This window comes from Stenotrophomonas sp. Br8 (genome assembly GCF_014763005.1).
Taxonomy (GTDB): Bacteria; Pseudomonadota; Gammaproteobacteria; order Xanthomonadales; family Xanthomonadaceae; genus Stenotrophomonas; species Stenotrophomonas lactitubi.
On record NZ_JACGTN010000003.1, the window covers coordinates 200,416 to 223,351 of the forward strand.

The window sequence follows — 22,936 nt, forward strand, 5'->3', positions numbered from 1 at the left end:
TGGCGTCGCAGTCCGGGGAGCGCGGTGGACCCGTTATACTGTGGGCCTTATTGTCCCCCGCTTTCAGACAGGTTGCGCCGCATGTTCGAGTCCCTGACCCAGCGCCTTTCCGGCACCATCGAGCGCCTGCGCGGCCGTGGCCGCCTGACCGAAGAGAACATCCGCGAGGCGACCCGCGAGGTCCGCATCGCGCTGCTCGAAGCCGACGTCGCGCTGCCGGTGGTGCAGGCCCTGATCGAGCGCATCAAGGTGCGTGCGGTCGGCCAGGAAGTGCTGAAGTCGCTGACCCCGGGCCAGGCCCTGATCAAGGTCGTGCGCGACGAGCTGACCGCGGTGATGGGCGCCGAAGCCAGCGACCTGAACCTCAACGTTCCCGCTCCGGCCATCATCCTGATGGCGGGCCTGCAGGGCGCCGGCAAGACCACCACGGTCGGCAAGCTGGCCAAGCACCTGAAGGAAAAGCGCAAGAAGAAGGTGATGGTGGTCTCGGCCGACGTCTACCGTCCGGCGGCGATCGAGCAGCTGAAGACGCTGGCCGAGCAGGTGGGCGTGCTGTTCTTCCCGTCCAGCGCCGACCAGAAGCCGGAAGCCATCGTCCGCGCCGCCATCGACGATGCACGCAAGTCGTTCGTCGACGTGCTGCTGGTCGATACCGCCGGTCGCCTCGCCATCGACGAAGCGATGATGGCCGAGATCAAGGCCCTGCACGCTGCGGTCAACCCGGCTGAAACGTTGTTCGTGGTCGACGCCATGACCGGCCAGGACGCGGCCAATACCGCCAAGGCCTTCGGCGATGCACTGCCGCTGACCGGCGTGGTGCTGACCAAGACCGATGGTGACGCCCGTGGCGGCGCCGCGCTGAGCGTGCGCTACATCACCGGCAAGCCGATCAAGTTCGTCGGTGTCAGCGAAAAGCCGGAAGGCCTGGACGTGTTCCACCCGGACCGTATCGCCAGCCGCATCCTCGACATGGGCGACGTGCTGTCGCTGGTCGAGCAGGTCGAGCAGCAGGTCGACAAGGACAAGGCGCAGAAGCTGGCCGAGAAGGTCGCCAAGGGCAAGAAGTTCGATCTGAACGACATGCGCGACCAGCTCGAGCAGATGCAGAACATGGGCGGCATCGGCGGCCTGATGGACAAGCTGCCGGGCCTGGGCCAGATTCCCGAGCACCTCAAGCAGCAGGTCAGCCAGGGCAAGGAAGTGCCGCGCATGATCGCCATCATCGGCTCGATGACCAAGAAGGAACGGCGCAACCCGAACCTGCTCAACGGCTCGCGTCGCGCCCGCATCGCCAAGGGCTCGGGCGTGACCCCGGCCGACGTCAACAAGCTCATGAAGCAGTACATGCAGATGGAAAAGATGATGAGCAAGATGGCCGGCGGCGGCATGAAGGGCATGATGCGCAGCATGAAGGGCATGATGGGCGCCATGGGCGGCCGTGGCATGCCGTTCCGCTGAGCGCTTGCTGTATCGAACGCTTGAACAACCCGCGGAATCAATCAAAGGAATGTGCATGAACAAGTCGATCGTGGTGATGGCGCTGGCCCTGGGCCTGGTTGCCTGCAAGGACGACACCTCCGTGTCGCAGAAGGCCGGCAGTGCCATCAGCGGCACCGCTGCCGATTTCGTCGCCGGGCTGGGCGAGGGCGTGGACAAGAAGATGAACGTGACGCTGCAGGCCGATCCGGGCCTGGCTGCGCGCGGGCTCACCGTCACCTTGGGCAAGAGCCGCGGCATGGGCTCCAAGGACGCAGCGGTCTACGTGGTGGCCGACAAGGCCTTCAAGGGCAAGCTGGTGGCGCGCGCACTGGATGCCGAGGGCACCGAGATCGGCCGCGCCAGCGCCGAGGAAGAGTTCGCCGCTGATGACGCGCGCTATGTGACGTTCAAGTTCAACGAAGAAATGGACAGCCAGCTGGTCCGCACCTACGCGGTGTCTGCACGCTGAGCAACGCGGGAGCGGATCGCCCGATGCGACGCTCCCGGCAACAATGTCTGGCGTATGCTGGCAGCGACTCCTCCCACAGGTGCGTCGCGTGAGCCTTTCGCCGATTCTCGAACGCGCCGACGATTTCTGTCGGCGTTTTTCATTGCAGCTGCCGATCCTGCTGGCACCGATGGCCGGCGCCTGTCCGGTTCCACTTTCCGCCACGCTGGCCAACGCTGGCAGCATGGGCGCGATGGGCGCCGTGTTGTCGCCCGCGGCGGATATCGGCCGATGGATGCAGGACTTCCGGGCCGCGTCCAGCGGGCCGGCGCAGGTGAACCTGTGGTTGCCCGATCCCGCGCCGGTGCGCGATGTGGCCGCCGAGGCCGCCACGCGTGCATTCCTGGGGCAGTGGGGGCCGGAGGTTGCGGCGAGCGCAGCGGATGCCACGCCTGCCGATTTCGAGGAGCAGTTCAGTGCGCTGCTGGCGGCACGCCCGGCGGTGGCCTCGACCATCATGGGTGTGCTGTCGCCGCGTCATGTGCAGCAGTTGAAGGGTGCGGGCATCGCCTGGATCGCCTGCGCTACGACGCTGGCCGAAGCGCGCGCTGCACAGGATGCGGGTGCTGACGCCGTGGTCGCGCAAGGTGCTGAAGCCGGTGGCCATCGCGGTGCCTTCGATCCGATGCGTGCCGAGCAGCAGCTGGTCGGCCTGTTTGCGCTGCTGCCGCGGCTGGCGGACAACCTGAAGATTCCGGTGATCGCTGCGGGGGGAATCGGCGATGGTCGCGGCATTGCTGCTGCCTTGATGCTCGGAGCCAGCGCGGTGCAGATCGGCACGGCCTTCCTGCGCACACCCGAAGCAGCGGTGGCACCGGCATGGGCCGATGCGTTGGCCCGCAGCGAACCCGAAGACACCTGGCCGACCCGCGCTTTCAGCGGGCGTCTGGGGCGTGGGCTGGCGACCGCCTACGTGCGTGCCGCTGCCACCGAGGGCGCACCCGCGCCGCGCCCGTATCCGGTGCAGCGTGGCCTGACCGGACCGATGCGCAAGCAGGCCACGCAGGAAAACCGGCTTGCTGCGATGCAGGCCTGGGCCGGGCAGTCGGCGTGGATGGCACCGGCAGCGCCGGCCGCCGACGTGCTGCGTGGCATGTGGGATCAGGCGCAGGCACTGCTGCGATGACGGTGACCTGCAACGGCGCCACGGCGCGGGTCGAAGACCTGTTGCCGGCGCTGACCAACTATGGCCACTTCACCTCGCTGCAGGTGCGCGGCCACGCGGTGCAGGGTCTCGATCTGCATCTGCAACGGCTGGCGCGGGCAACGCAGGCGTTGTTCGGCAGCGCGCTTGATGTCGCACAGGTGCAAGCGTGGATGGCGCAGGCGCTGCAGCAGGCCGGCCAGATCGATGCATCGATGCGGGTCACGGTGTTCTCGCGCCGTTTCGATTTCCGCGATCCGCTGGCCAGCGTACCGGTGGATGTACTGGTTGCCGTCTCCGCGCCGGTCGCGCTGACGGCGCCCAAGCGCGTGCGCAGCGTGACATGGCAGCGCGAGCTGCCGCAGATCAAGCATGTCGGCACGTTCGGCCTGTTCGCCCAGCGCCGTGCTGCGCTGGCTGCCGGCTTCGACGATGCGCTGTTGGTGACTGCCGATGGGCAGATCACCGAGGGCACGACCTGGAACCTGGCCGTGCATGACGGCGAACACCTGGTCTGGCCGCAGGCGCCTGCGCTGCGGGGAACCGCTGAAGCGCTGCTGCAGGCGGGCTGGGAGGGTCCACAGCAGGCCCGCCCGTTGCGGCTGGATGCGCTGGCCGGCATGCAGGCCGCCTTCGCCTGCAACGCCAGCGGGCTGTGGGCGCTGGACGCCATCGACGGTCAAGCGCTGCCGGGTTCGCAGGCGCTGGCCGAGCAGGGCAGGGCGGTGCTGGCGCGGGTGCCCTGGCAGCCGCTTTCCTGAACGGGAAGTCCTGAAAGCCGCCGGGCATGGCCCGGCGCTACCGGGCAGGTCCGTTTTTCCGCGGGGTTGGCTCGGCCGGAATCTGCCGCTATAATCGCCCGCTTACCGCGCCATCCTGGCGACTGGGCAATAGGAAAAAACCACCATGGTCAAGATTCGACTGACCCGCGGCGGCGCCAAGAAGCGTCCGTTCTACCACATCATCGTCACCGACGTCCGCAGCGCCCGCGACGGCCGCAACATCGAGCGCGTTGGTTTCTACAACCCGGTTGCACAGGGTGGCGAGAAGCGCATCGAGCTGGACCTGGCCCGCGTTGACCATTGGGTCAAGAACGGCGCCCAGCCGACCGAGAAAGTTCGCAACCTGATCAAGGAAGCGAGCAAGTCCCAGGCCGCTGCGGCCTGATCCTGACGGGCCGCGCCCTGGTGCGGCCCATCTGATTGAACGCAGATGAAAGATAACGAGCGCCGCATCCTGCTTGGCAGGATTGTCGGCGCTTTTGGTGTGCGCGGCGAAATAAAGCTCGAGTCCTGGACCGAGCCGCGTTCCGCTATTTTCCGTTACCAACCGTGGATCCTGCGCAGCCCCAACGGGCAGGAATCGACGCTTGAAGGCGCCCGTGGCCGGGATACCGGCAAGCACCTGGTGGCCCGTTTCCCGGGCATCGAGGATCGCGACACGGTCGAGGCGATGCATGGCACCGAGGTCTTCGTGGCCCGCAGTGCGCTGCCGCCGCCGAATGCCGACGAGTATTACTGGGTCGATCTGGAAGGCCTGGATGTGAAGACCGTCGAAGGCGTTGCCCTCGGCCAGGTCTCGCACCTGTTCAGTACCGGCGCCAACGATGTGGTGGTCGTACGCGGCGATCGCGAGCGGATGATTCCGTTCGTCGTGCCGGAGTTCGTCAAATCCGTCGACTTCGAGGCCAATCTGGTCGTGGTCGACTGGGACCCCGAGTTCTGAGTGTAAGCATGCGTTTCGACGTCATCACCCTGTTCCCCGATTTCCTCGCCCAGTCCGCTGGGCTGGGCGTGGTCGGCCGTGCGCAGGAAAAGGGGTTGTTCAGCCTGCATGGCTGGAATCCCCGTGACTACGCCGAGGGCAACTACCGCCGGGTGGACGATCGTCCGTTCGGCGGTGGCCCGGGCATGGTGATGCTGATCGAACCGCTGCAGGCCTGCCTGCAGGCGATCCGCGACGCCGATCCGACGCCTGCGCGGGTGATCCATCTCAGCCCGCAGGGCGCACCACTGACCCAGGCCAAGGTGCGGGAACTGGCGGCATTGCCGCGCATGGTCCTGCTCTGCGGCCGCTATGAAGGCATCGATGAGCGTTTCCTGGCCGCCGATGTCGATGAGGAGATCTCCCTCGGCGACTATGTGCTGTCCGGTGGCGAGCTGGGGGCTGCGGTCATCATCGACGCGGTGGCCCGGCTGCAGGAAGGCGCCTTGAATGACGCCGAATCGGCCGCGCAGGACAGTTTCGAGGGCGACCTCGGCCTGCTCGACTGCCCACATTACAGCCAGCCGGCCCAGCATCCGCTGGGTGACGTGCCGGACGTGCTGCGCTCGGGCAACCATGCCGCCATCGCCGCCTGGCGCCGGCAGCAGTCGTTGATCCGTACCGCGCAGCGGCGCCCGGACCTGCTGGATGAACAGGCGCTGGGCAAGGCCGACCGCAAGTTGCTGGCCCTGGCCCGCCAGGCCCCGGCAGAAAAGGGCAGGCCCTAGCGCCAGCCCCGCTTTATCGGCTATCATGGCCAATTACCGCCGGCCCAGGCTGGCGTGCAATACCCAAAACAAACGTGCAGCACAGTCCGGTGACTGCATGAGCCCACGCTGTCGAATGACACGCCCACCCGAACAATGAATCGGTGTAACCCATGAGCAAGCTGAACAAGTCCATCGTCGCGGAATTCGAATCCGCCCAGATCACCCGTGAACTGCCGCAGTTCAGCCAGGGCGACACCGTTGTCGTCAACGTGAAGGTGAAGGAAGGTGCCCGCGAGCGCGTGCAGGCCTATGAAGGCGTTGTCATCGCGACCAAGAACGGCGGCCTGAACTCCTCGTTCACCGTGCGCAAGATCTCGCACGGCTACGGCGTCGAGCGCGTGTTCCAGACCCACAGCGCCATCATCGACTCGGTCGAAGTGAAGCGTCGTGGTAAGGTCCGCGCCGGCAAGCTGTACTACCTGCGTGGCCTGGAAGGCAAGGCTGCCCGCATCAAGGAAGATCTGGCTGCTGCTGCTGCCGCCAAGGTTGCCCGTCTGGCAACCAAGGGCTGATAAACAACTTCGGTTGTTGCCGCGACGGCCGCCTTCGGGCGGCCGTTTGCGTTTGTGGTGTCGCCTCGTTAGTTTCAAGGGATGGATGAGACCGACCATCGATACCCGGCCGACATCCAGGTGGCATTGCGCTTCCTGGACGGTTCCGGCGTTCCGCGGCGGGAAGCGGCCCCTCTGCTGCACCGCATGCTGTGGCGGCTGGGTATCGCGCTGCCACCGCCGATACTGGCCGGGTTCCTGACCAATACGCTGCTGCAGGGCCTGCTGTTCGGCGTGTTCTGGACGGTGCTGATGTGGCTGCTGCTGTGGCAGGGCAGGGCCCCGGCAATGGCGTTGCTGGTGCTTGCTGGCGTGCTGGCAGGCGTAATGTTCGGCCTGGTGATGGCCACCCTGATGTGGTTCCTGCGCGGGACCCGCAAACTGCCCACCTGGCAGCAGTTCCGCCGCAGCCTCTGAGGCCATGGCGCAGTGCGCCGTGACCGCTGCCGGGCGGCGGCGTACGCTCGGGCCTTCAACCCCCATGGCCCCTGCGATGTCCGCCAAGCGAACCGCCAACAGTGCTGCGCCGAAGCTGCTGTCCGGCGGTAATCCGCAGATCGCCAAGGGTGAGGGCGATGCGCCCGTGCAGGCCTACATCGCCGCCATGCCGGACTGGAAACAGGCCGTCGGTGCACGTCTGGATGCACTGATCGAGCAGGCCGTGCCCGGCGTGCACAAGGCGGTGAAATGGAACTCGCCGATGTACGGCGTCGCTGCCGGCGAGGGCTGGTTCCTCAGCTTTCATTGCTTCGCCCGCTACATCAAGGTCGCCTTCTTCCGCGGTGCGCGGTTGCAGCCTGTTCCGCCGGAACCGTCCAGGAGCGCCGACACGCGCTACCTGCACATCCTTGAGGATGGCGTGCTGGACGAGGCGCGGTTCCTCAACTGGGTGCGGCAGGCCAGCGAGCTGCCCGGCGAACGCATGTAGTTCTCAAGGATCTTTCCCCGTACGAGACCACACGATGGCCACGCAGAAGACCGATCCCGCAGATGCTGCTCTCCCCGCCGCCGCACTGATCGATGCTCGTATTGCCGAGCTCGGTGATTGGCGCGGCGACATCCTCGCCCGCGTGCGCGCGCTGATCCACGAGGCGCTGCCGGACGTGGAGGAAACCTGGAAGTGGCGCGGCACTCCGGTGTGGGAACACAACGGCATCCTGTGCACCGGCGAATGCTACAAGCAGGCGGTGAAGCTGACCTTCGCCCACGGCGCTGCGTTGCCGGATCCGAAGGGCCTGTTCAATGCCAGCCTGGAAGGCGGCACGCGCCGCGCGATCGACATCCACGAAGGCGAAATGCCGAATGCCGCGGCGTTCAAAGCCCTGATGCGTGCGGCCGCAAAGCACAACGCCACGAAGAAAAAGCGGTAGTGCCGGGCCATGCCCGGCGGATTTCTGGCAACCGCTGCGCTCGCCGGGCGTGGCCCGGCGCTACCGGGTCACAGCATCCGGGTCGGCCACCGGCGACGGCGGGCAGGCCGGAATCTCCGATGGCGTGGCCAGTTCCTCCGCGTGCACCGGCTTGCTGATCATCCTCGCCTTGCGCCAGCCACCCCAGCGGTAATACGCCAGCGACAGCAGCATCGACACCAGTGAACCGGCCGGGAAGCTCCACCAGATCGCGTCGGCGCCCCAGTACGGCTGCAGGAATTCGGCGAATGGCACGCGCACGCCCCACAGCGACGCTGCCAGGATCAGCAGCGGCGGCAGCACCGCGCCGGTGGACCGCACCACGCCGGAGATCACGAAGCTGACGCCGAAGAACAGGAACGAACCGATCACGATGTGGTTCAGGTGCCGCGCGATCTGCAGCGACTCGCTGCCCTGCGGCAGGAACAAGGCCAGCGAATACTGGTCCAGCAGCACCAGCGGCAGGATCAACGCGCCGGTCAGCAGGAAGTTGAACAGGATGCCCTGGCGTGCGGTACCGCGCACGCGGTCCCAGCGCTGCGCACCGACATTCTGCGCGGCCATCGACGAACACGCCGCACCGATCGCCATCGCCGGCATCTGCACGTAGTTCCACAGCTGCAGCGACGCACCGTAGGCCGCGCCGGTGTCGGTGCCGTACTGGTTGACCATCGTCATCAGCATGATCACCGACAGCGAGATCAGCACCATCTGCAGGCCCATCGGCACGCCCTTGATCACCAGCGCACGCAGGATGGTCATGTCCAGCTTGAACAGGTGCATGTCGGCGCGGCCCAGCCACAGCGTGTGCCGCTTGTGCCGCATGTACAGCAGCAGGCCGGCCAGCGACAGCGTCTGCGACACCAGCGTGGCCCAGGCCGAGCCGGCGATGCCCAGTTCCGGGAACGGCCCCATGCCGAAGATCAGCACCGGGTTCAGGGCGATGTCCAGCACCACCGAGACCAGCAGGAAGCGGAAGGGCGTGCGCGAATCGCCGGCGCCACGCAGCGCCGCACTGAGGAAGGCGAAGGCGTACAGCGTCGGCATCGCCAGGAAGATGATGCGCAGGTAGGCCTCGGCCAACGGCAGCGAGGCGGCAGGCGTGCCCATCGCCGCCAGCAGCGGGTGGGCCAGGAACCAGCCGGCGATGGCGATGATCACCGACAGGCCGATGAAGAACGTGGCGCTGGTACCGACCACGCGCCGCGCCTGGGCGATGTCGCGCGCGCCGATGGCCTGGCCGATAAGGATGGTCGAGGCCATGCCGAAGCCGAACACCGAACCGATCAGGAAGAACATGATGTTGTTGGCGTTCGCGGTCGCGGTCAGTGCCGCTTCGCCGAGGAAGCGCCCCACCCATACCGCATTCACCGAGCCGTTCAGCGACTGCGCGATGTTGCCTGCCAGGATCGGCAGCGCGAACAGCAGCAGGTTGCGGCCGATCGGGCCGGAGGTCAGGTCAAGCGGCGCTTTGGCCATGGAGTGGTGATCGATTACCGGGAGGCGCACACTAGCATCAAGCCGGTTTGCAGGATGTGGCAATGCATCAACGACAGCAGGCGATGCGGATGATCGCGGTGGCCTTGATCGCAGCGGCACTGGCCGCATGTTCGTCAGGTGACCGGCTGGGCGATACCCAGGTGCGGCCGACCGACCGCCCCGAGTGCCTGGTCGGCAGCCAGCGCCAGGATCTGGCGGCCGGAACGCCGGCATTGATCGGGGGCACTGGTTGCCGTACCGACCCCGACAATCCGCGCCCCCTGAACAAGCGAACGGAGTAGTCCCTACCGATGTCCGAGCTTTCCCCGTTGGCGCCCAGCGTCCGTCTGGACATCTGGCTGTGGGCGGCCCGCTTCTTCAAGACCCGCAGCCTGGCAAAACAGGCGATCGAGACCGGCAAGGTATCCGTGGCCGGGCAGCGCCCGAAATCCTCGCGCGCGGTGCGTGTGGGGGAGCAGCTGCTGGTCGATCGCGGTGAAGAACACTTCGAGATCCAGGTGCTGGGCCTGAGCGACCAGCGCGGACCGGCGCCGGTGGCGCAGCAGCTGTATGCCGAGAGCGAGGCCTCCAAAGCGCGTCGTGCCGAACTGCGAGCGCTGCGCATTGCCGCGCGTGATGGCTACCAGGCGCCGGAGCACAAACCGGACAAGCGCGCACGCCGGTTGATCCGCGCCCTGGGTGATCTCGATGCGTTGTGACGCAGTGGCCGGACTGAAAGCGCTCTGGTAGCCGCCCACCTTGGTGGGCGCTGTGCCGCCTGCGCTCAGCCACCGTTCGGCTTGCGCCCCGCACGTTGGAACGTCCTCTTCATGGAAGCCCACCATGTTCCTGCGCCGCAGCCTGCTGTGCCTGGCCCTGTCCGCCGCCGTCCCGGTGTTCGCCGCCGACATCACCTTCTGGGATACCCCGCAGCGCGGTGGCAACAGCTTCAACGAAGCGCCGCCGGACAAGGCCTATTTCCAGGCGTTGCGTGCGACCGGCGCCACCTGGGTGCGACTGACCCCGGACAAATGGCGCAGTGCCGGCGGCCGCGATTTCCTGATGGGCGATGCCGACCACTATCAAGGACTGGTGCCGGCCGATGTGGAGACCCTGCGTCGCGCGCTGGATGACGCCAATGCCGTGGGCCTGAAGGTGGTGCTGGTGCCGCTGTCGCTGCCCTTGCTGCGCTGGAAACAGAAGAACGGCGACGTGGTCGACCAGCGCCTGTGGCAGTCCTTCGACAACCACGCACCTGCGCAGCGCTTCTGGCGTGACCTGGCCACCGCACTGAAAGGGCATCCGGCGCTGGCCGGCTACAACCTGATCAATGAGCCGGCGCCGGAATACGCCACCACGCTGGCCGAACATGCCTCCCGCGAGGACATGCTGAAGTGGTATGCGGGCGTGCAGGGCGGGCCGCGCGATCTGCGCCAGCTGTACATGGAATTGGTGGCCAGCGTGCGCGAAGTCGATGCAGAGATACCGTTGATGCTTGATGCCGGCTGGTATGCCGCGGCCGATGCGTTCGACTACTGGCCTGCGCCGCTGGACGACGCGAAGCTGCTGTACAGCGTGCACATGTACGAGCCGTATGCGGCCACCAGTGCGCCGAACCAGAAGCGCAGCACGCCGTACCGCTATCCCGCGGAAGTGCCGTTCGGCGACCGCAGCGAGCGCTGGGACGCCGTGCGCGTGCGCAGCTACCTGCAGCAGCCAATGGACTGGGCGAAGACCCATGGCATCGGCGCCAACCGCATGGTGATCGGTGAGTTCGGCTGCATGCGACGTTGGCCGGACTGCGGCCGCTACCTGCGCGATGTACTGGACGTGGCCGAGCAGCAGAAGGTGCACTGGGCGTTCTACGCATTCCGCGAAGACGGCTGGGACGGCATGGACTACGAACTGGGCGACAAGCCGCTGCCGGGATCGTACTGGCAGGCCGTCGAGAAGGGCGAAGCCGTGCAGCCGCCGCGTTCGATGCAGGCGCCGCTGTTCGCACCGATTCTGGAGCGGCTGAAGGCCGGAGCGCGCTGACGCCTACGCGGTAGCGCCGGGCCACGCCCGGCGGTTGCATCGGTAGACGCCCACCTTGGTGGGCGTTGTGCCGTGTGCCGCGTGCCGACCAAGGTCGGCATCTACCAGGGCAGGGTGCGAACGCTCTGGTAGTCGCCCACCTTGGTGGGCGTTGTGTTGTGTACCAATCAAGGTTGGCACCTACCAGAGCATGTCAGCCGTGCAGGTCGTAGCGGTCCAGCTCCATCACCCGCGTCCAGGCGGCGATGAAATCCTGCACGAACTTCTTCTCGCCATCGGCACTGGCATACACCTCGGCCAATGCACGCAGCACGGCGTTGGAGCCGAACACCAGATCCGCACGGGTGCCGGTCCAGCGTGCAGCGCCATCGTTGCGGCCGCGGCCTTCATAGCTTTCGCGGCCGGTCGCCTTCCAGGTCGTGCCCATGTCCAGCAGGTTGACGAAGAAGTCGTTGCTTAACGTGCCGGGGCGGTTGGTGAACACGCCGTGCTTACCGCCATCGACGTTGGCGCCGAGCACGCGCAGGCCACCGACCAGCGCGGTCATTTCCGGTGCGGTGAGGGTCAGCAGCTGAGCCTTGTCGATCAGCAGCGCCTCGCCAGGCACGCTGTAAGCGCCCTTGAGATAGTTGCGGAAACCATCGGCAGCCGGCTCCAGTACCGCGAACGATTCGACGTCGGTCTGCTCCTGGCTGGCATCGGTGCGGCCCGGGGTGAACGGCACGCTCAGGTCGTGGCCGCCGGCCTTTGCCGCTTGCTCGATGCCGACGCCACCGGCCAGCACGATCAGGTCGGCCAGCGACACCTGCTTGCTGCCCGAGTCGTTGAACTCGGCCTGGACCTTTTCCAGCGCGGCCAACACCTTGGCCAACTGCTGTGGCTGGTTCACCGCCCAATCCTTCTGCGGCGCCAGGCGCACGCGCGCACCGTTGGCACCACCGCGCTTGTCCGAGCCGCGGAAGGTCGACGCCGAGGCCCATGCCGTGGACACCAGCTCAGCCAAGCTCAGGCCGGTCGCCGCAATCTTCTGCTTCAGCGCGGCGATGTCCTTGGCGTCGATCAGCGGGTGCTTCGCTTCCGGCACCGGGTCCTGCCAGATGAATTCCTCGGCGGGGATTTCCGGGCCGAGATAGCGCGCACGCGGACCCATGTCGCGATGGGTCAGCTTGAACCAGGCGCGGGCAAACGCATCGGCGAAGGCCTGCGGATCCGCAAGGAATTTCCGCGAGATCTTTTCGTAGGCCGGATCCATGCGCAGCGACAGATCGGTGGTCAGCATCGTCGGGCGGTGCTTCTTCGACGGATCGTGCGCATCGGGGATCACCGCATCCGCGTTCTTGGCGACCCACTGGTGAGCGCCAGCCGGGCTCTTGCTCAGCTCCCACTCGTGGCCGAACAGGATCTCGAAGAAGTCATGGCTCCACTGTGCGGGGGTGCGGGTCCAGGTGACTTCCAGGCCGCTGGTGATGGTGTCGCCACCCTTGCCGCTGCCGAAGCTGTTGGCCCAGCCCAGGCCCTGGCTTTCCAGGCCCGCTGCTTCTGGTTCCTTGCCGACGTTGTCGGCCGGGCCGGCACCGTGGGTCTTGCCGAAGCTGTGACCACCGGCGATCAGGGCGACGGTTTCTTCATCGTCCATCGCCATGCGGCCGAAGGTGTCACGGATGTCATGCGCGGCCAGCACCGGATCGGGATTGCCGTCCGGGCCTTCCGGGTTCACGTAGATCAGGCCCATCTGCACGGCGGCCAGCGGGTTTTCCAGTTTGCGCGAATGCACGTCGCCATCAGCGTCGTCATCGGACACCAGCACGCCGTGGTTCTCTTCCACACCCTCCGAGCCGTGCTTGTAACGCACGTCGCCGCCGAGCCAGGTGGTCTCGCGGCCCCAGTACACATCCTGGTCCGGCTCCCAGGTATCGGGACGGCCGCCGGCAAAGCCGAGCGTCTTGAAGCCCATCGATTCCAGTGCGACGTTACCGGTCAGGATCAGCAGGTCGGCCCAGGAAATGGCCTGGCCATACTTCTGCTTGATCGGCCACAGCAGGCGTCGCGCCTTGTCCAGGCTGACGTTGTCCGGCCAGCTGTTGAGCGGAGCGAAGCGCTGCTGGCCGCGGCCACCGCCGCCACGGCCATCGTCGATGCGGTAGGTACCGGCGCTGTGCCACGCCATGCGGATGAACAGGCCGCCGTAGTGACCGAAGTCGGCCGGCCACCAGTCCTGCGAGTCGGTCATCAACGCCTTCAGGTCGGCCTTCAGCGCGCTGTAGTCCAGCCCGTTGAAGGCCGTGGCGTAGTCGAAGCCCGCATCAAGGGGATTGGAGCGCGTGGAGTGCTGGTTGAGCAGGTCCACGCGCAGCTGGTTCGGCCACCAGTCGCGGTTGGTCGTCGCATCACCGACGACGGCATGGTTGAACGGGCACTTCGCTTCGCTTTTCATGGGTCTCTACCTGTGGACTGGCGAATGAGGGAATCAGATCGCTTACCCACCATAGGCATCGCCTAACGATGGGTAAATTCGATTGATTCAACCGCTGCGATAGTGGCTGCCTATGGTTGGCAGCGCTTGGATCGTTGTGCGCGATCAGCGCTTGAGCAGGCCCGCGCCGAGCTTGAGCAGATCGCTGGCGCCGAACTGGCCATCGCCGTCCTGGTCGAGCGCACCGCCGAGCAGGCTGCCGATGCCGCCGCCGGATTGCTGTGCTTCCTGGCCCAGGGCCTGGCTGAGCTGGCCGGCGTTGCCGCTCTGGGCAAACCGCTGGGCCAGGAACGACATGACGATGGGGGCGAGGATCGCCAGCAGCTGACTGGACTTGCCGCTGTCCAGGCCGGTCTTCTGGCCCAGCGCTTCGGCCGCCTGTGAGGTCTGCCCACCGAATACATGGCCGAGGATGCCGGCGCCGTTTGTGGCGTTGCCGCCGCCGCCGCCCATCACCGCGCCGAGGATGCTGCCGAGATCGAAACCTCCACCGCCGCCGCCGGCCGAACCGAGGTGGTCGCGCTGCAGGGCATTGAGCAGGGACTGCGCACCCTGCGGCTCACTGGCGTTCTGGCCCATCGCGCCGAGCAGCAGGGGCAGGGCGCTGCCGACGGCCTGGGTGGCTTGGCTGCTGTCCAGGCCGAGCTGCTGCGACACCTGCTGCAGGCCTTGGCCCTGCTGCAGCTGCTGGAAGAGGGATGCAGCGAGGGATTCGGTGTTCATGGCGGTCTCCGGTCTGTGAAGGACGAACCGCCCGAGCATAACGCCGTGTACACGACGGAAGTGCGAAAGGCAGCCGAGCGTGGGCTCGGCTCTACAACGGTAGCGCCGGGCCATGCCCGGCGGCCGGGATTACAGCAGCGCCTTCAACCGGTACAGCGCTTCCAGTGCCTGCTTCGGCGTCAGCTCGTCCGGGTCGAGCGCGGCCAGCGCCTCCTGCGCCTTGTTCGGCGGGGCGGCGAACAGTCCGAACTGCTGCGGTGCATCCAGCGCCTGCGGGGCGAGCTCGGCAGCATGGCTTTCGCCGCCGCGCTGCTCCAGCTCGGCCAGGCGTCGACGCGCCTGTGCCACGGTGGCACGCGGCAGGCCGGCAAGGGCAGCCACCTGCAGGCCGAAGCTGCGGTTGGCCGGGCCGTCCTTCACCGCGTGCATGAACACCAGCGCTTCGCCGTGCTCCACGGCATCCAGATGCACGTTGGCGATGCCGCTGCGGCCGCCCTCGTGCTGTTCGTCGGCCAGCGCGGTCAGTTCGAAGTAATGGGTGGCGAACAGCGTGTAGCAGCGGTTTTCGTAGGCGAGGTGGCGCGCCACCGCGTCGGCCAGGGCGAGGCCATCGTAGGTGGAGGTGCCGCGGCCGATCTCGTCCATCAGCACCAGCGAATGTGCGGTGGCGTGATGCAGGATGTAGCTGGTTTCAGCCATCTCGACCATGAAGGTCGACTGCCCGCGGGCAAGATCGTCGCCTGCGCCGATGCGGGTCAGGATGCGGTCGATCGGGCCGATCAACGCGCGGCTGGCCGGCACGAAGCTGCCGATGTGGGCCAGCAGCACGATCAGCGCGTTCTGCCGCATGTAGGTCGATTTACCGCCCATGTTCGGGCCGGTGATGACCAGCATGCGACGGTCCGGGTGCAGGTCCAGATCGTTGGGCTCGAACGGCTGGTCACGCACCGCTTCCACCACCGGATGGCGGCCGCGTTCGATCTTCAGGCACGGCCCGGCCTGCAGTTCCGGACGCGCCCAGTCCAGCGCCTGCGCACGCTCGGCGAAGGCGGCCAGCACATCCAGTTCGCTGAGTGCGGCGGCGCACTGCTTGAGCGGTTCCAGCTGCGTGCCCAGCGTGTCCAGCAGCTGCTCGTACAGATACTTCTCGCGCGACAGCGAACGGTCGCGGGCAGACAGCACCTTGTCCTCGAACGCCTTCAGTTCTTCGGTGATGTAGCGCTCGGCGTTGGTCAGTGTCTGGCGGCGGGTGTAATGCACCGGCGCGCGCTCGGACTGGCCCTTGCTGATTTCGATGTAGTAGCCGTGCACACGGTTGTAGCCGACCTTCAGGGTGGCGATGCCGCTGCTCTCGCGCTCGCGCTGTTCCAGGTCGACCAGGAACTGGTCGGCGTGGGTCGACAGGCGGCGCAGTTCATCCAGCTCGGCGTCGAAGCCATCGGCCAGCACGCCACCATCGCTGAGCTTGAGCGGTGGCATTTCGGCAATGGCGCTGGCCAGCAGGTGCGCGCACTCGTCGTGCTCGCCGAGCGCGGCGTGCAGGGTCTGCAGTCGCGGTGAATCCAGCGGTGCCAGCACCTCGCGTACGGCCGGCAGCAGGCCGAGGCCATCGCGCAGGGTCGAGAAGTCGCGCGGCCGTGCCGAGCGCAGGGCGACGCGGGTGAGGATGCGTTCCAGGTCGCCGAGGCGGCGGAACTGCTCGCGGATGTCGGCGTCGCTGCCGCGGTCGATCAGTGTCTCCACCGCGTGGTGGCGCTGCACCAGCACCTCGCGCAGGCGCAGCGGCCGATGCAGCCAGCGGCGAAGCAGACGGCCACCCATCGGCGTCACCGTGCTGTCGAGCACGCCGAGCAGGGTGTTGCGGGTATCGCCGTCGACGCGGGTGTCCAGCTCCAGATGGCGTCGCGTTGCCGCATTCATCGCAATCGCTTCGCTGGCGGTCTCCATCGAGATGGAGGTCAGGTGCGGCAGGCGCTGCTTCTGGGTTTCCTCGACATAGCCGAGCAGGGCGCCGGCAGCGGCCGTGGCGCGCGGCTTGTCGTCGATGCCGAAGCCGCTGAGGTCGTGCAGCTTGAAGAAGTTCAGCAGCTGGCGGCGACCACTGTCGGCGTCGAACAGCCACGGCGCGCGGCGACGCACGCCGCTGCGCTGGCGCAGGAAGTCGGGCCAGTTCTCTTCATCCGGCACCAGCAGTTCGGCCGGTTCCAGACGGGCCAGCTCCGCCTCCAGCGCGTCATCGGTGTCGACTTCGTTGACCAGGAATCGGCCGCCGGCCAGGTCGGCCCAGGCCAGCCCATAGCCGCTCTTGTTGCGCGACAGGGCCATCAGCAGGGTGTCGCGGCGCTCGTCCAGCAGCGCCTCGTCGGTGACGGTGCCGGGGGTGACGATGCGCACCACCTTGCGTTCGACCAGACCCTTGGCCAGTGCCGGGTCGCCGATCTGTTCGCAGATCGCCACCGATTCGCCCAGCGCCACCAGCCGTGCCAGGTAGCCCTCATAGGCGTGCACCGGCACACCGGCCATCGGAATCGGTGCGCCACCGGAGCTGCCGCGCTGGGTCAGGGTGATGTCGAGCAGGCGCGCGGCCTTGCGCGCGTCGTCGTAGAACAGCTCGTAGAAGTCGCCCATGCGGAAGAACAGCAGCAGGTCCGGATAGTCGGACTTGGCTGCGAAGAACTGCTTCATCAGCGGGGTGTGTTCGGCGGACTTGTCTTTGGACATGGGGCTCGTGGATCAGGGGCGTCCGCTCGCGCCGGAGGGCAGCGGGTGCGGAACGGGTACAGGGCTGTCCATGGTAACTGGTCGGGGGGAAAAGGCGCTTTCGTTGGTGGCGTGTGAGATGTCGCAGACAAGCAGCGGCGGTGGCGGCCGTGGTGGTCAGTGGCTGCGTGGATGCCGCAGGATAGCGGCGATCACGTATGAAATGGTCGCTGTGGGCGCGCCGTCGGGGGAGCTTGATGAATGTGTTGTGTGGGTCACAACTTGCGTTTGGATCGCCGGTGGAGAGTTGACGGCCGCAATCGGGCGGTCAACGGAGTTCCTGCATGTTCCTTCGTACGTTGTTTGGTATGTTGCTTGCGATGTTCCTGGTCAGTATTGCGGCTCCGTCCCTGGCTGCAGAAGTATCCGGATCAAAGGACCTGCACCACCTCACTCTGCGGGTGCTGCACGACGCGAACCCCGTATTCTCGCCCCGTGTAAGCGTGCAGGAAGGACGCACGGCGATCCTCACGCTGGGGGAGAAGCACGGGCGCCGCTACACGTTGGTGCTCGATGTTGCCCAGGCATCGGCCTTTGTCGGTGAAGCGGCCGCAGACCTGCAGTGGAGTCTGTGGCAGGGAGAACAGTTCAGCGGTACGTTGTTGCAGGAGGGTGCACTGACGATTTCTCCGATAACGGTGCAGGCCGCAGCGCGAAGCGGGCGACCGCTGGGGCTTTACAAGCAGGGACTGGATGCGGGTCCGGCCGACGTTCAGGTACTTGACTATTCAAGAGAGACGCCGCTTCTGGAGGCGGATGACGCGTTGAAGGCGTGTGGGATCGCCACGACGGTGGCATCTGTGCGCAACAGCGGATGCTGTGGCGCGAAGTGTCAGGATGGCAGCGGACAGTCGCTCAAATGCTGTGGGGCAAGTTCCTGCTGTGCTTGTGGCACCTGTTGCCATGTTCCCTGATGTGGAGTGGCAACAGGCCTGACTGCCTCAGGCACGTTGCAGATTGATATTCGGGTGGCTGGCGAAGATATCCATCACGATGTCAAAGTAGGTCTGCCCATCGCCGCGCTGCAGGGCGTCCAGCTGGCGGCCGATGGCTTCGGCATTGAACGTACCCGGTTGCCGCAGCTTGTCTTGCAGCCACGCACGCGTGGCCTCCACTCCCAGTGCATCGCGGCTGCAGTCGATATCGCGCCAGACCACCGTGGCCGTTTTGTGCCCGGCCAGTGCGCCATAACCGCCGTACAGCAGATCGTCCAATGCATCGAGGCTGGGCCCGAGCTGCCAGTCTTCGCCAGCCATGAATACACGGTTGATTTCTGCGTAGAAACTTGGGATATCAACGATGACGGTGCCGTTGATCTGCAGGAATACGTTCATCTGCCGACTATAGCGTTGCGCGGCCAAAGAGCGCGCGGCTTATTCATCTGCGTTATGCATTCCCGCCCTGCCTTCAGTGGAAAATGGGGAGGAATAAGGAAAGGGCTCTACTTGAATGCATTTATGTTAATGAGGCGTTGTTTCAGTAAATGTATTTAAAGTTTCCCCGGATCGTGCCGTCACCGATATAGGGCCACGATCAAGGGAATTGAGATGCTCGCCTTACGCAACCTCCGTGTGGGATCCCGGCTTTCTGCCGGCTTCGGTCTGCTGTTGCTGTTCATCATGGCCATCGTCGGCCTGGTGTTGTACGGAAACCATCTGAAGTCCGCCCAGTTCGAGAAAGTGGTGGGCGTGAACATGGTCAAGATGCGGTTGTTGAACGACATGCTTGATACCAACAACGCGGTGCTGATGCATCGTCGCCTGATGGTGATCAAGCGCGGCGAGGAGTTCGACAGGGATTACCAGCGGGCGCAGGAACTGAGCCGCACCTACGACGGCATCTGGGACAAGTACATCACGATTCCCCGCGATGCCACCGGCGATACGCTGGTGGCGCAGATCGCGGCGGCACGCAAGGCCACCGACGCCTCCACCCGGCAGCTGCACGAACGGATGAAGGCGGGCGACTACGACGGTGCGGCCACCGAACTGCTGGCCGAACACGGTCTGGCCACCGCCTGGAATGGAGCGATCTCCAGCCTGCTGCGGCACCAGGAAGCCCTGACCGAACGCAGCCGTGAGGAGTACCGCGCCACGGAAGCGTGGACGGGAACACTGTCCATCGCCTTCGGTGTGCTCAGCCTGATCCTCGGTGCACTGGCTGCGTGGGCGATCACCCGCAGTCTGACCCGGCCCTTGGCGGGCGCGGTGAAGCTGGCCGATGGCATTGCCAACGGTCGCTTGGACAACGTCATCGATGCCTCGGGCAACGACGAGGTGACCCAGTTGCTGAAATCCATGCAGCGCATGCAGGGGCAGCTGCAGGCGGTGATGACGGCGCAGGGCGAGATGGCGCGGCAGCATGATGACGGCAGCCTGAGCTACCGCATGGACGAGAGTACCTTCCCCGGCGATTACGGGCGGATGGTGCATGACACCAACGCGCTGGTGGGTTCGCACGTGCAGGTGCAGAACCGCCTGATCGAAGTGATGAAGCACTACGCACGTGGCGACCTGTCGGTGGACATGGATCGCCTGCCGGGCGAGAAGGCGGCGATCACCCAGGCCATGGATGAGACCAAGTCCAGCCTGTCGGCCATCAACGGCGAGATCCGCCGGCTGGCCACAGCCGCGGCCGCCGGCGACTTCAGCCTGCGTGGCGACGAAACTCGCTTCGAGCACGATTTCGGCGAGATGGTGACCGGGTTGAACCGGTTGATGCAGACCACCGATGAGAATCTGGTGCAGGTGTCGAGCCTGCTGCAGGCGATCTCGCGCGGCGATTTGACCGTACGCATGCAGGGCGATTTCCACGGTGTCTTCGCGCGCATGCGCGACGACTGCAATGCCACCGTCGAACAGCTGATCCAGATCGTCGGCCGCATCCAGACCAGTGCATCCAGCATCAATCTGGCAGCGGGGGAAATCGCCTCGGGCAATACCGATCTGTCGCGGCGTACCGAGCAGCAGGCGGCCAACCTGGAAGAGACGGCAGCGTCGATGGAGGAACTGACCTCCACGGTGAAGCAGAACGCCGAACACGCGCGCCAGGCCAATCAGCTGGCGATCGGTGCACATGGGGTGGCCTCGCAGGGCGGCGAGGTGGTCGGTCAGGTGGTGACCACCATGAGCGCCATCGAAGCGTCGTCGAAGAAGATCGCCGAGATCATCAGTGTGATTGATGGCATCGCCTTCCAGACCAACATCCTGGCGCTCAACGCCGCGGTGGAAGCGGCGCGCGCGGGCGAGCAGGGCAGGGGCTTCGCCGTGGTGGCCAGTGAGGTGCGCACGCTGGCGCAGCGCTCGGCTGGCGCCGCCAAGGAGATCAAGGGCCTGATCGAAGAGTCGGTGGGCAAGGTATCCGACGGCTCGGCGCTGGTGCGTCAGGCCGGCACCACGATGGGCGAGATCGTCGCCTCGGTGCAGCGGGTGACCGACATCATGGCCGAGATCTCGGCGGCTTCGCAGGAGCAGAGCTCGGGTATCGAGCAGGTCAACCAGACCGTGATGCAGATGGACGAAACCACCCAGCAGAATGCTGCGCTGGTGGAAGAGGCCAGCGCTGCAGCACGTTCGATGGAGGAACAGGCCAACCTGCTGGCCGAAGCGGTATCGGTGTTCCGCACCGGGGCTTCGGTGGCGGCGGCGGCAGTCCGTCCGATGTTGGCAGCGGTCGCTGCAAGTGTGCCGCCGGTGCGTCGCGTGACCGGCGTGCCGCCGCGCATCGCGCCCTCGCTCGCCGCCAACACGGGTGGGTGGGAAGAGTTCTAAGCCGGGTGGGAGACGGCGCCCATCGCGATGCTGGTCGCGATGGGCGCATTTTTGTTTCCTGAACCGATGATGGCCGCTCAGCCTACGGACACCTGGATTTCACCTGCAGTTGCCACCCGCAGGCAGACACTTGCGCCATACCGGAGCACAGGAGATGGCCATGAAGACCTCGACCCGATTGATGGTGCTGGGCACCCTGCTGGCAGCCTCGTCCGTTGCTGGCGCACAGAATTACGGCCCGCGTGATGAAGGCCGCAAGTTCAACGATGGCAGCCGCGTGGTCTGCAAGAACGTGGAAGTGCAGCGCAATACCCGCGATCCCAACCGCATCACCGGTACCGCCACCGGCGCCGTGGTTGGTGGTTTGCTGGGCAACCAGGTAGGCGGCGGCAACGGCAAGAAGCTGGCAACGGTTGCCGGCGCTGTAGCGGGCGGCGCAGCCGGCCGGCAGATTCAGGGCAACCATCAGCAGAAGACTGGTGATCGCGTGGTCGAGCGTCGTTGTGAGCGCGTCTACCGCTGATCCATCCCTGCGATAACCCCTTCCACACTGCTGTACCCCGAACGCCGGCCCTGTGCCGGCGTTCTTCGTTTCCGGTCCCGTTCCGCGGAGCAGGGCGCATGCCTATACTGCGCCGACCTCCAGGGATGAATCGCCAGTGAACGAGTCGAGTGCTGTAGACGGTCGGGAACCGTCGGTTGTTGCTGATGCAATGCCTCGCACGACAGCCAGCTACTCCCGCGTGCGCGACCGCACCGACGAGCTGGAGCTGTTCATTTCCGGCCTGCTCGCCTTCGCACTGCTGGCCGTGCCGGGCTACCTGTTCGACGCGTGGGCGCGCAGCAGCCTGCATACCGAAGGGGTCTATTTCCAGGCGTTGTGGTTCGCCTTCAGCATCGGCGTCGGCATGTGCTACGTGCTGGCGGTGGCCTTGATCATCCACTTGGCGGTGCGTGGCTACTGGATCGGCCTGATCGGCCTGAAATCGCACTTCCCCAACGGCATCGACTGGGATCGGCTGACGATGCTGGGGCCGTTCTCACGAGCATTCCTGCAGCAACGCGACGGTGGGCTCGACGGCACCATCGAACGTGCAGACCGGCTTGCCACGATGCTGTTCTCGACCACGCTGCTGTGCGTGCAGACCCTGGCCGGCACCCTGGTGGTGGCGATTGTCTCGCTCGGTGTGGCGATGGCCATCGGTGCCGCCTTCGGCGATGTTGATCGCATCACGCTGGGAATCGTCGCGGTGCTGATGGTCGGCCTGCTCGGTCTGGCGATGGTGCCGATGCTGCTGGAGAAGTCGATCGCGCGGCGTCGCACGCGGGGGCTGGACACCGCACGGCAGGAGAAGCGGCTGCAGTCGGTGCTGGCTGGCCTGCAGCGGGTGCCGATGCTGCGCCTGCTGCAGACCATGCAGTGGACCCTGCAGAGCAACCTGCGCGGTCGCTCGTTCACCGTGATCTACCTGTCGGCGGTGATGCTGGCGATGGTGCTCGCCGCCCTGCAGGTGTACGGCTCGATGAAGTTCTCGCCGTTCAACCGCTACAGCGTGCTGACTGAGGAAGCCGTGGACCACGGCATGCTGGGCGCGCACTACGAATCGCTGCGCTCGGCGCATGACCAGCTGCTGCCCTATCCGATGATTCCGGCCGATACCATCAGTGCATCGCGGTTGCGGCTGTTCATTCCGCACCGTCCGCAGCGTGACAATCCGGTGGCACGGCAGCGCTGTGCGGGCGGTGCCCGCAACGAAGCGCAGGGTGCACAGGCGGCGACGGCAGCGGTGAACTGCATGGCGCTGCTGTGGACGGTGCAGCTCGATGGCGGCAAGGTCGACCTGCATGATTTCGTGCCGATGGAGCGCCGCGACCTCGACATGCGCGGGCTGGTGGGCTACCTGCCGATGGCGGATCTGAAGCCGGGCCGGCATGACCTGCGACTGGTCTGGAACGCCGACGGCGGCGAACGTGGCCCCAGCCGCCGTCGCGAGTACAGCATCCCGTTCTGGTACGCACCAGAGCCGTAAAAGGGGACGCAGGGGATCAAGTCGCTTTCTTCCCCTTCG

23 protein-coding genes are annotated in these 22,936 nt (G+C 66.1%); 18 read left to right on the forward strand and 5 right to left on the reverse strand.

All coding sequences use genetic code 11. The annotated features are described in order from the left end of the window. The first annotated feature begins 81 nt into the window (after positions 1 to 81). From ffh to H3005_RS02300, 11 genes are all read left to right on the forward strand, one after another. Positions 82 to 1,458: a signal recognition particle protein gene (gene ffh / locus H3005_RS02250; protein WP_100551878.1), complete on the forward strand. Its 1,377-nt coding sequence runs from the start codon at positions 82 to 84 to the stop codon at positions 1,456 to 1,458. Positions 1,459 to 1,513: 55 nt separating this feature from the next. Continuing rightward, entirely contained in the window at positions 1,514 to 1,948 is a 435-nt protein-coding gene (locus tag H3005_RS02255; protein WP_099821059.1) for a hypothetical protein, read from the forward strand. An 88-nt stretch (positions 1,949 to 2,036) separates the two neighbouring features. After that, entirely contained in the window at positions 2,037 to 3,113 is a 1,077-nt protein-coding gene (locus tag H3005_RS02260; RefSeq protein ID WP_100551879.1) for a nitronate monooxygenase, read from the forward strand. Then, the gene (locus tag H3005_RS02265; RefSeq protein WP_100551880.1) at positions 3,110 to 3,892 is read left to right on the forward strand and encodes an aminotransferase class IV family protein; all 783 of its coding nucleotides are present in this window, start codon (positions 3,110 to 3,112) and stop codon (positions 3,890 to 3,892) included. Before H3005_RS02260 ends, H3005_RS02265 begins: the two co-directional genes overlap by 4 nt. A gap of 145 nt (positions 3,893 to 4,037) precedes the next feature. Next, positions 4,038 to 4,298 carry a 30S ribosomal protein S16 gene (rpsP, locus tag H3005_RS02270; protein WP_025873821.1) on the forward strand — a complete coding sequence of 87 codons (261 nt, stop codon included), beginning with the start codon at positions 4,038 to 4,040 and terminating at the stop codon, positions 4,296 to 4,298. Between the two features lie 45 nt (positions 4,299 to 4,343). Then, complete coding sequence (rimM, locus tag H3005_RS02275; RefSeq protein WP_025873820.1) at positions 4,344 to 4,856, forward strand: ribosome maturation factor RimM; 513 nt, start codon at positions 4,344 to 4,346, stop codon at positions 4,854 to 4,856. A gap of 8 nt (positions 4,857 to 4,864) precedes the next feature. Next, positions 4,865 to 5,623, forward strand: a complete 759-nt coding sequence (trmD, locus tag H3005_RS02280; protein WP_100551881.1) for a tRNA (guanosine(37)-N1)-methyltransferase TrmD — start codon at positions 4,865 to 4,867, stop codon at positions 5,621 to 5,623. A 152-nt stretch (positions 5,624 to 5,775) separates the two neighbouring features. Further along, the gene (gene rplS / locus H3005_RS02285) at positions 5,776 to 6,177 is read left to right on the forward strand and encodes a 50S ribosomal protein L19 (RefSeq protein WP_099821063.1); all 402 of its coding nucleotides are present in this window, start codon (positions 5,776 to 5,778) and stop codon (positions 6,175 to 6,177) included. Between the two features lie 81 nt (positions 6,178 to 6,258). Continuing rightward, positions 6,259 to 6,633: a DUF6404 family protein gene (locus H3005_RS02290; protein WP_100551882.1), complete on the forward strand. Its 375-nt coding sequence runs from the start codon at positions 6,259 to 6,261 to the stop codon at positions 6,631 to 6,633. 76 nt (positions 6,634 to 6,709) lie between these two features. Next, the gene (locus H3005_RS02295) at positions 6,710 to 7,144 is read left to right on the forward strand and encodes a DUF1801 domain-containing protein (RefSeq protein WP_100551883.1); all 435 of its coding nucleotides are present in this window, start codon (positions 6,710 to 6,712) and stop codon (positions 7,142 to 7,144) included. A 34-nt stretch (positions 7,145 to 7,178) separates the two neighbouring features. Next, positions 7,179 to 7,586, forward strand: coding sequence for a DUF1801 domain-containing protein (locus H3005_RS02300; RefSeq protein ID WP_100551884.1), 408 nt, complete (start codon positions 7,179 to 7,181; stop codon positions 7,584 to 7,586). 60 nt (positions 7,587 to 7,646) lie between these two features. On the opposite strand, the gene H3005_RS02305 is transcribed toward H3005_RS02300, so the two are convergent. Beyond that, positions 7,647 to 9,104, reverse strand: a complete 1,458-nt coding sequence (locus tag H3005_RS02305) for an MATE family efflux transporter (protein ID WP_100551885.1) — start codon at positions 9,102 to 9,104, stop codon at positions 7,647 to 7,649. Positions 9,105 to 9,166: 62 nt separating this feature from the next. Here H3005_RS02305 and H3005_RS02310 point away from each other — a divergent pair, with 62 nt between their 5' ends. From H3005_RS02310 to H3005_RS02320, 3 genes are all read left to right on the forward strand, one after another. Then, positions 9,167 to 9,406: a hypothetical protein gene (locus H3005_RS02310; protein ID WP_100464017.1), complete on the forward strand. Its 240-nt coding sequence runs from the start codon at positions 9,167 to 9,169 to the stop codon at positions 9,404 to 9,406. Between the two features lie 9 nt (positions 9,407 to 9,415). After that, entirely contained in the window at positions 9,416 to 9,823 is a 408-nt protein-coding gene (locus tag H3005_RS02315; RefSeq protein WP_089239660.1) for an RNA-binding S4 domain-containing protein, read from the forward strand. Between the two features lie 124 nt (positions 9,824 to 9,947). Beyond that, entirely contained in the window at positions 9,948 to 11,141 is a 1,194-nt protein-coding gene (locus tag H3005_RS02320) for a cellulase family glycosylhydrolase (RefSeq protein ID WP_223880010.1), read from the forward strand. A 193-nt stretch (positions 11,142 to 11,334) separates the two neighbouring features. Here H3005_RS02320 and katG read toward each other — a convergent pair whose 3' ends face one another. The 3 genes from katG to mutS all read right to left on the reverse strand — a co-directional run bounded on the left by katG (position 11,335) and on the right by mutS (position 17,058). Continuing rightward, positions 11,335 to 13,575 carry a catalase/peroxidase HPI gene (gene katG / locus H3005_RS02325; protein WP_191077502.1) on the reverse strand — a complete coding sequence of 747 codons (2,241 nt, stop codon included), beginning with the start codon at positions 13,573 to 13,575 and terminating at the stop codon, positions 11,335 to 11,337. A 144-nt stretch (positions 13,576 to 13,719) separates the two neighbouring features. Further along, the gene (locus H3005_RS02330) at positions 13,720 to 14,337 is read right to left on the reverse strand and encodes a DUF937 domain-containing protein (protein WP_089239664.1); all 618 of its coding nucleotides are present in this window, start codon (positions 14,335 to 14,337) and stop codon (positions 13,720 to 13,722) included. 129 nt (positions 14,338 to 14,466) lie between these two features. Continuing rightward, a complete protein-coding gene (mutS, locus tag H3005_RS02335) occupies positions 14,467 to 17,058 on the reverse strand; it encodes a DNA mismatch repair protein MutS (RefSeq protein WP_191077503.1) in 2,592 nt (863 codons plus the stop codon). Between the two features lie 323 nt (positions 17,059 to 17,381). Between mutS and H3005_RS02340 the strand changes: the two genes are divergently transcribed. After that, positions 17,382 to 18,011 (forward strand): hypothetical protein, encoded by a 630-nt coding sequence (locus H3005_RS02340; protein ID WP_100551945.1) that lies wholly within the window; start codon positions 17,382 to 17,384, stop codon positions 18,009 to 18,011. A 27-nt stretch (positions 18,012 to 18,038) separates the two neighbouring features. Here H3005_RS02340 and H3005_RS02345 read toward each other — a convergent pair whose 3' ends face one another. After that, complete coding sequence (locus tag H3005_RS02345; protein WP_100551946.1) at positions 18,039 to 18,431, reverse strand: barstar family protein; 393 nt, start codon at positions 18,429 to 18,431, stop codon at positions 18,039 to 18,041. 213 nt (positions 18,432 to 18,644) lie between these two features. Here H3005_RS02345 and H3005_RS02350 point away from each other — a divergent pair, with 213 nt between their 5' ends. The 3 genes from H3005_RS02350 to H3005_RS02360 all read left to right on the forward strand — a co-directional run bounded on the left by H3005_RS02350 (position 18,645) and on the right by H3005_RS02360 (position 22,897). Beyond that, a complete protein-coding gene (locus tag H3005_RS02350; RefSeq protein ID WP_100551947.1) occupies positions 18,645 to 20,867 on the forward strand; it encodes a methyl-accepting chemotaxis protein in 2,223 nt (740 codons plus the stop codon). 154 nt (positions 20,868 to 21,021) lie between these two features. Continuing rightward, positions 21,022 to 21,390 (forward strand): glycine zipper 2TM domain-containing protein, encoded by a 369-nt coding sequence (locus H3005_RS02355; protein ID WP_025873797.1) that lies wholly within the window; start codon positions 21,022 to 21,024, stop codon positions 21,388 to 21,390. Between the two features lie 190 nt (positions 21,391 to 21,580). Continuing rightward, the gene (locus H3005_RS02360) at positions 21,581 to 22,897 is read left to right on the forward strand and encodes a hypothetical protein (RefSeq protein ID WP_191077504.1); all 1,317 of its coding nucleotides are present in this window, start codon (positions 21,581 to 21,583) and stop codon (positions 22,895 to 22,897) included. Positions 22,898 to 22,936: the final 39 nt, after the last annotated feature.

Bases quoted from the DNA above. Each gene is read 5' to 3' on its own strand.
- H3005_RS02320 (WP_223880010.1), top strand. From the start codon at position 9,948: ATGTTCCTGCGCCGCAGCCTGCTGTGCCTGGCCCTGTCCGCCGCCGTC.
- H3005_RS02355 (WP_025873797.1), top strand. From the start codon at position 21,022: ATGGCCATGAAGACCTCGACCCGATTGATGGTGCTGGGCACCCTGCTG.
- rimM (WP_025873820.1), top strand. From the start codon at position 4,344: ATGAAAGATAACGAGCGCCGCATCCTGCTTGGCAGGATTGTCGGCGCT.
- H3005_RS02360 (WP_191077504.1), top strand. From the start codon at position 21,581: ATGCCTCGCACGACAGCCAGCTACTCCCGCGTGCGCGACCGCACCGAC.
- trmD (WP_100551881.1), top strand. From the start codon at position 4,865: ATGCGTTTCGACGTCATCACCCTGTTCCCCGATTTCCTCGCCCAGTCC.
- H3005_RS02350 (WP_100551947.1), top strand. From the start codon at position 18,645: ATGCTCGCCTTACGCAACCTCCGTGTGGGATCCCGGCTTTCTGCCGGC.
- H3005_RS02330 (WP_089239664.1), bottom strand. From the start codon at position 14,337: ATGAACACCGAATCCCTCGCTGCATCCCTCTTCCAGCAGCTGCAGCAG.
- H3005_RS02295 (WP_100551883.1), top strand. From the start codon at position 6,710: ATGTCCGCCAAGCGAACCGCCAACAGTGCTGCGCCGAAGCTGCTGTCC.
- H3005_RS02255 (WP_099821059.1), top strand. From the start codon at position 1,514: ATGAACAAGTCGATCGTGGTGATGGCGCTGGCCCTGGGCCTGGTTGCC.
- H3005_RS02290 (WP_100551882.1), top strand. From the start codon at position 6,259: ATGGATGAGACCGACCATCGATACCCGGCCGACATCCAGGTGGCATTG.
- H3005_RS02340 (WP_100551945.1), top strand. From the start codon at position 17,382: ATGTTCCTTCGTACGTTGTTTGGTATGTTGCTTGCGATGTTCCTGGTC.
- mutS (WP_191077503.1), bottom strand. From the start codon at position 17,058: ATGTCCAAAGACAAGTCCGCCGAACACACCCCGCTGATGAAGCAGTTC.
- H3005_RS02265 (WP_100551880.1), top strand. From the start codon at position 3,110: ATGACGGTGACCTGCAACGGCGCCACGGCGCGGGTCGAAGACCTGTTG.
- H3005_RS02345 (WP_100551946.1), bottom strand. From the start codon at position 18,431: ATGAACGTATTCCTGCAGATCAACGGCACCGTCATCGTTGATATCCCA.
- rplS (WP_099821063.1), top strand. From the start codon at position 5,776: ATGAGCAAGCTGAACAAGTCCATCGTCGCGGAATTCGAATCCGCCCAG.
- ffh (WP_100551878.1), top strand. From the start codon at position 82: ATGTTCGAGTCCCTGACCCAGCGCCTTTCCGGCACCATCGAGCGCCTG.
- rpsP (WP_025873821.1), top strand. From the start codon at position 4,038: ATGGTCAAGATTCGACTGACCCGCGGCGGCGCCAAGAAGCGTCCGTTC.
- H3005_RS02310 (WP_100464017.1), top strand. From the start codon at position 9,167: ATGCATCAACGACAGCAGGCGATGCGGATGATCGCGGTGGCCTTGATC.
- H3005_RS02300 (WP_100551884.1), top strand. From the start codon at position 7,179: ATGGCCACGCAGAAGACCGATCCCGCAGATGCTGCTCTCCCCGCCGCC.
- katG (WP_191077502.1), bottom strand. From the start codon at position 13,575: ATGAAAAGCGAAGCGAAGTGCCCGTTCAACCATGCCGTCGTCGGTGAT.
- H3005_RS02305 (WP_100551885.1), bottom strand. From the start codon at position 9,104: ATGGCCAAAGCGCCGCTTGACCTGACCTCCGGCCCGATCGGCCGCAAC.
- H3005_RS02315 (WP_089239660.1), top strand. From the start codon at position 9,416: ATGTCCGAGCTTTCCCCGTTGGCGCCCAGCGTCCGTCTGGACATCTGG.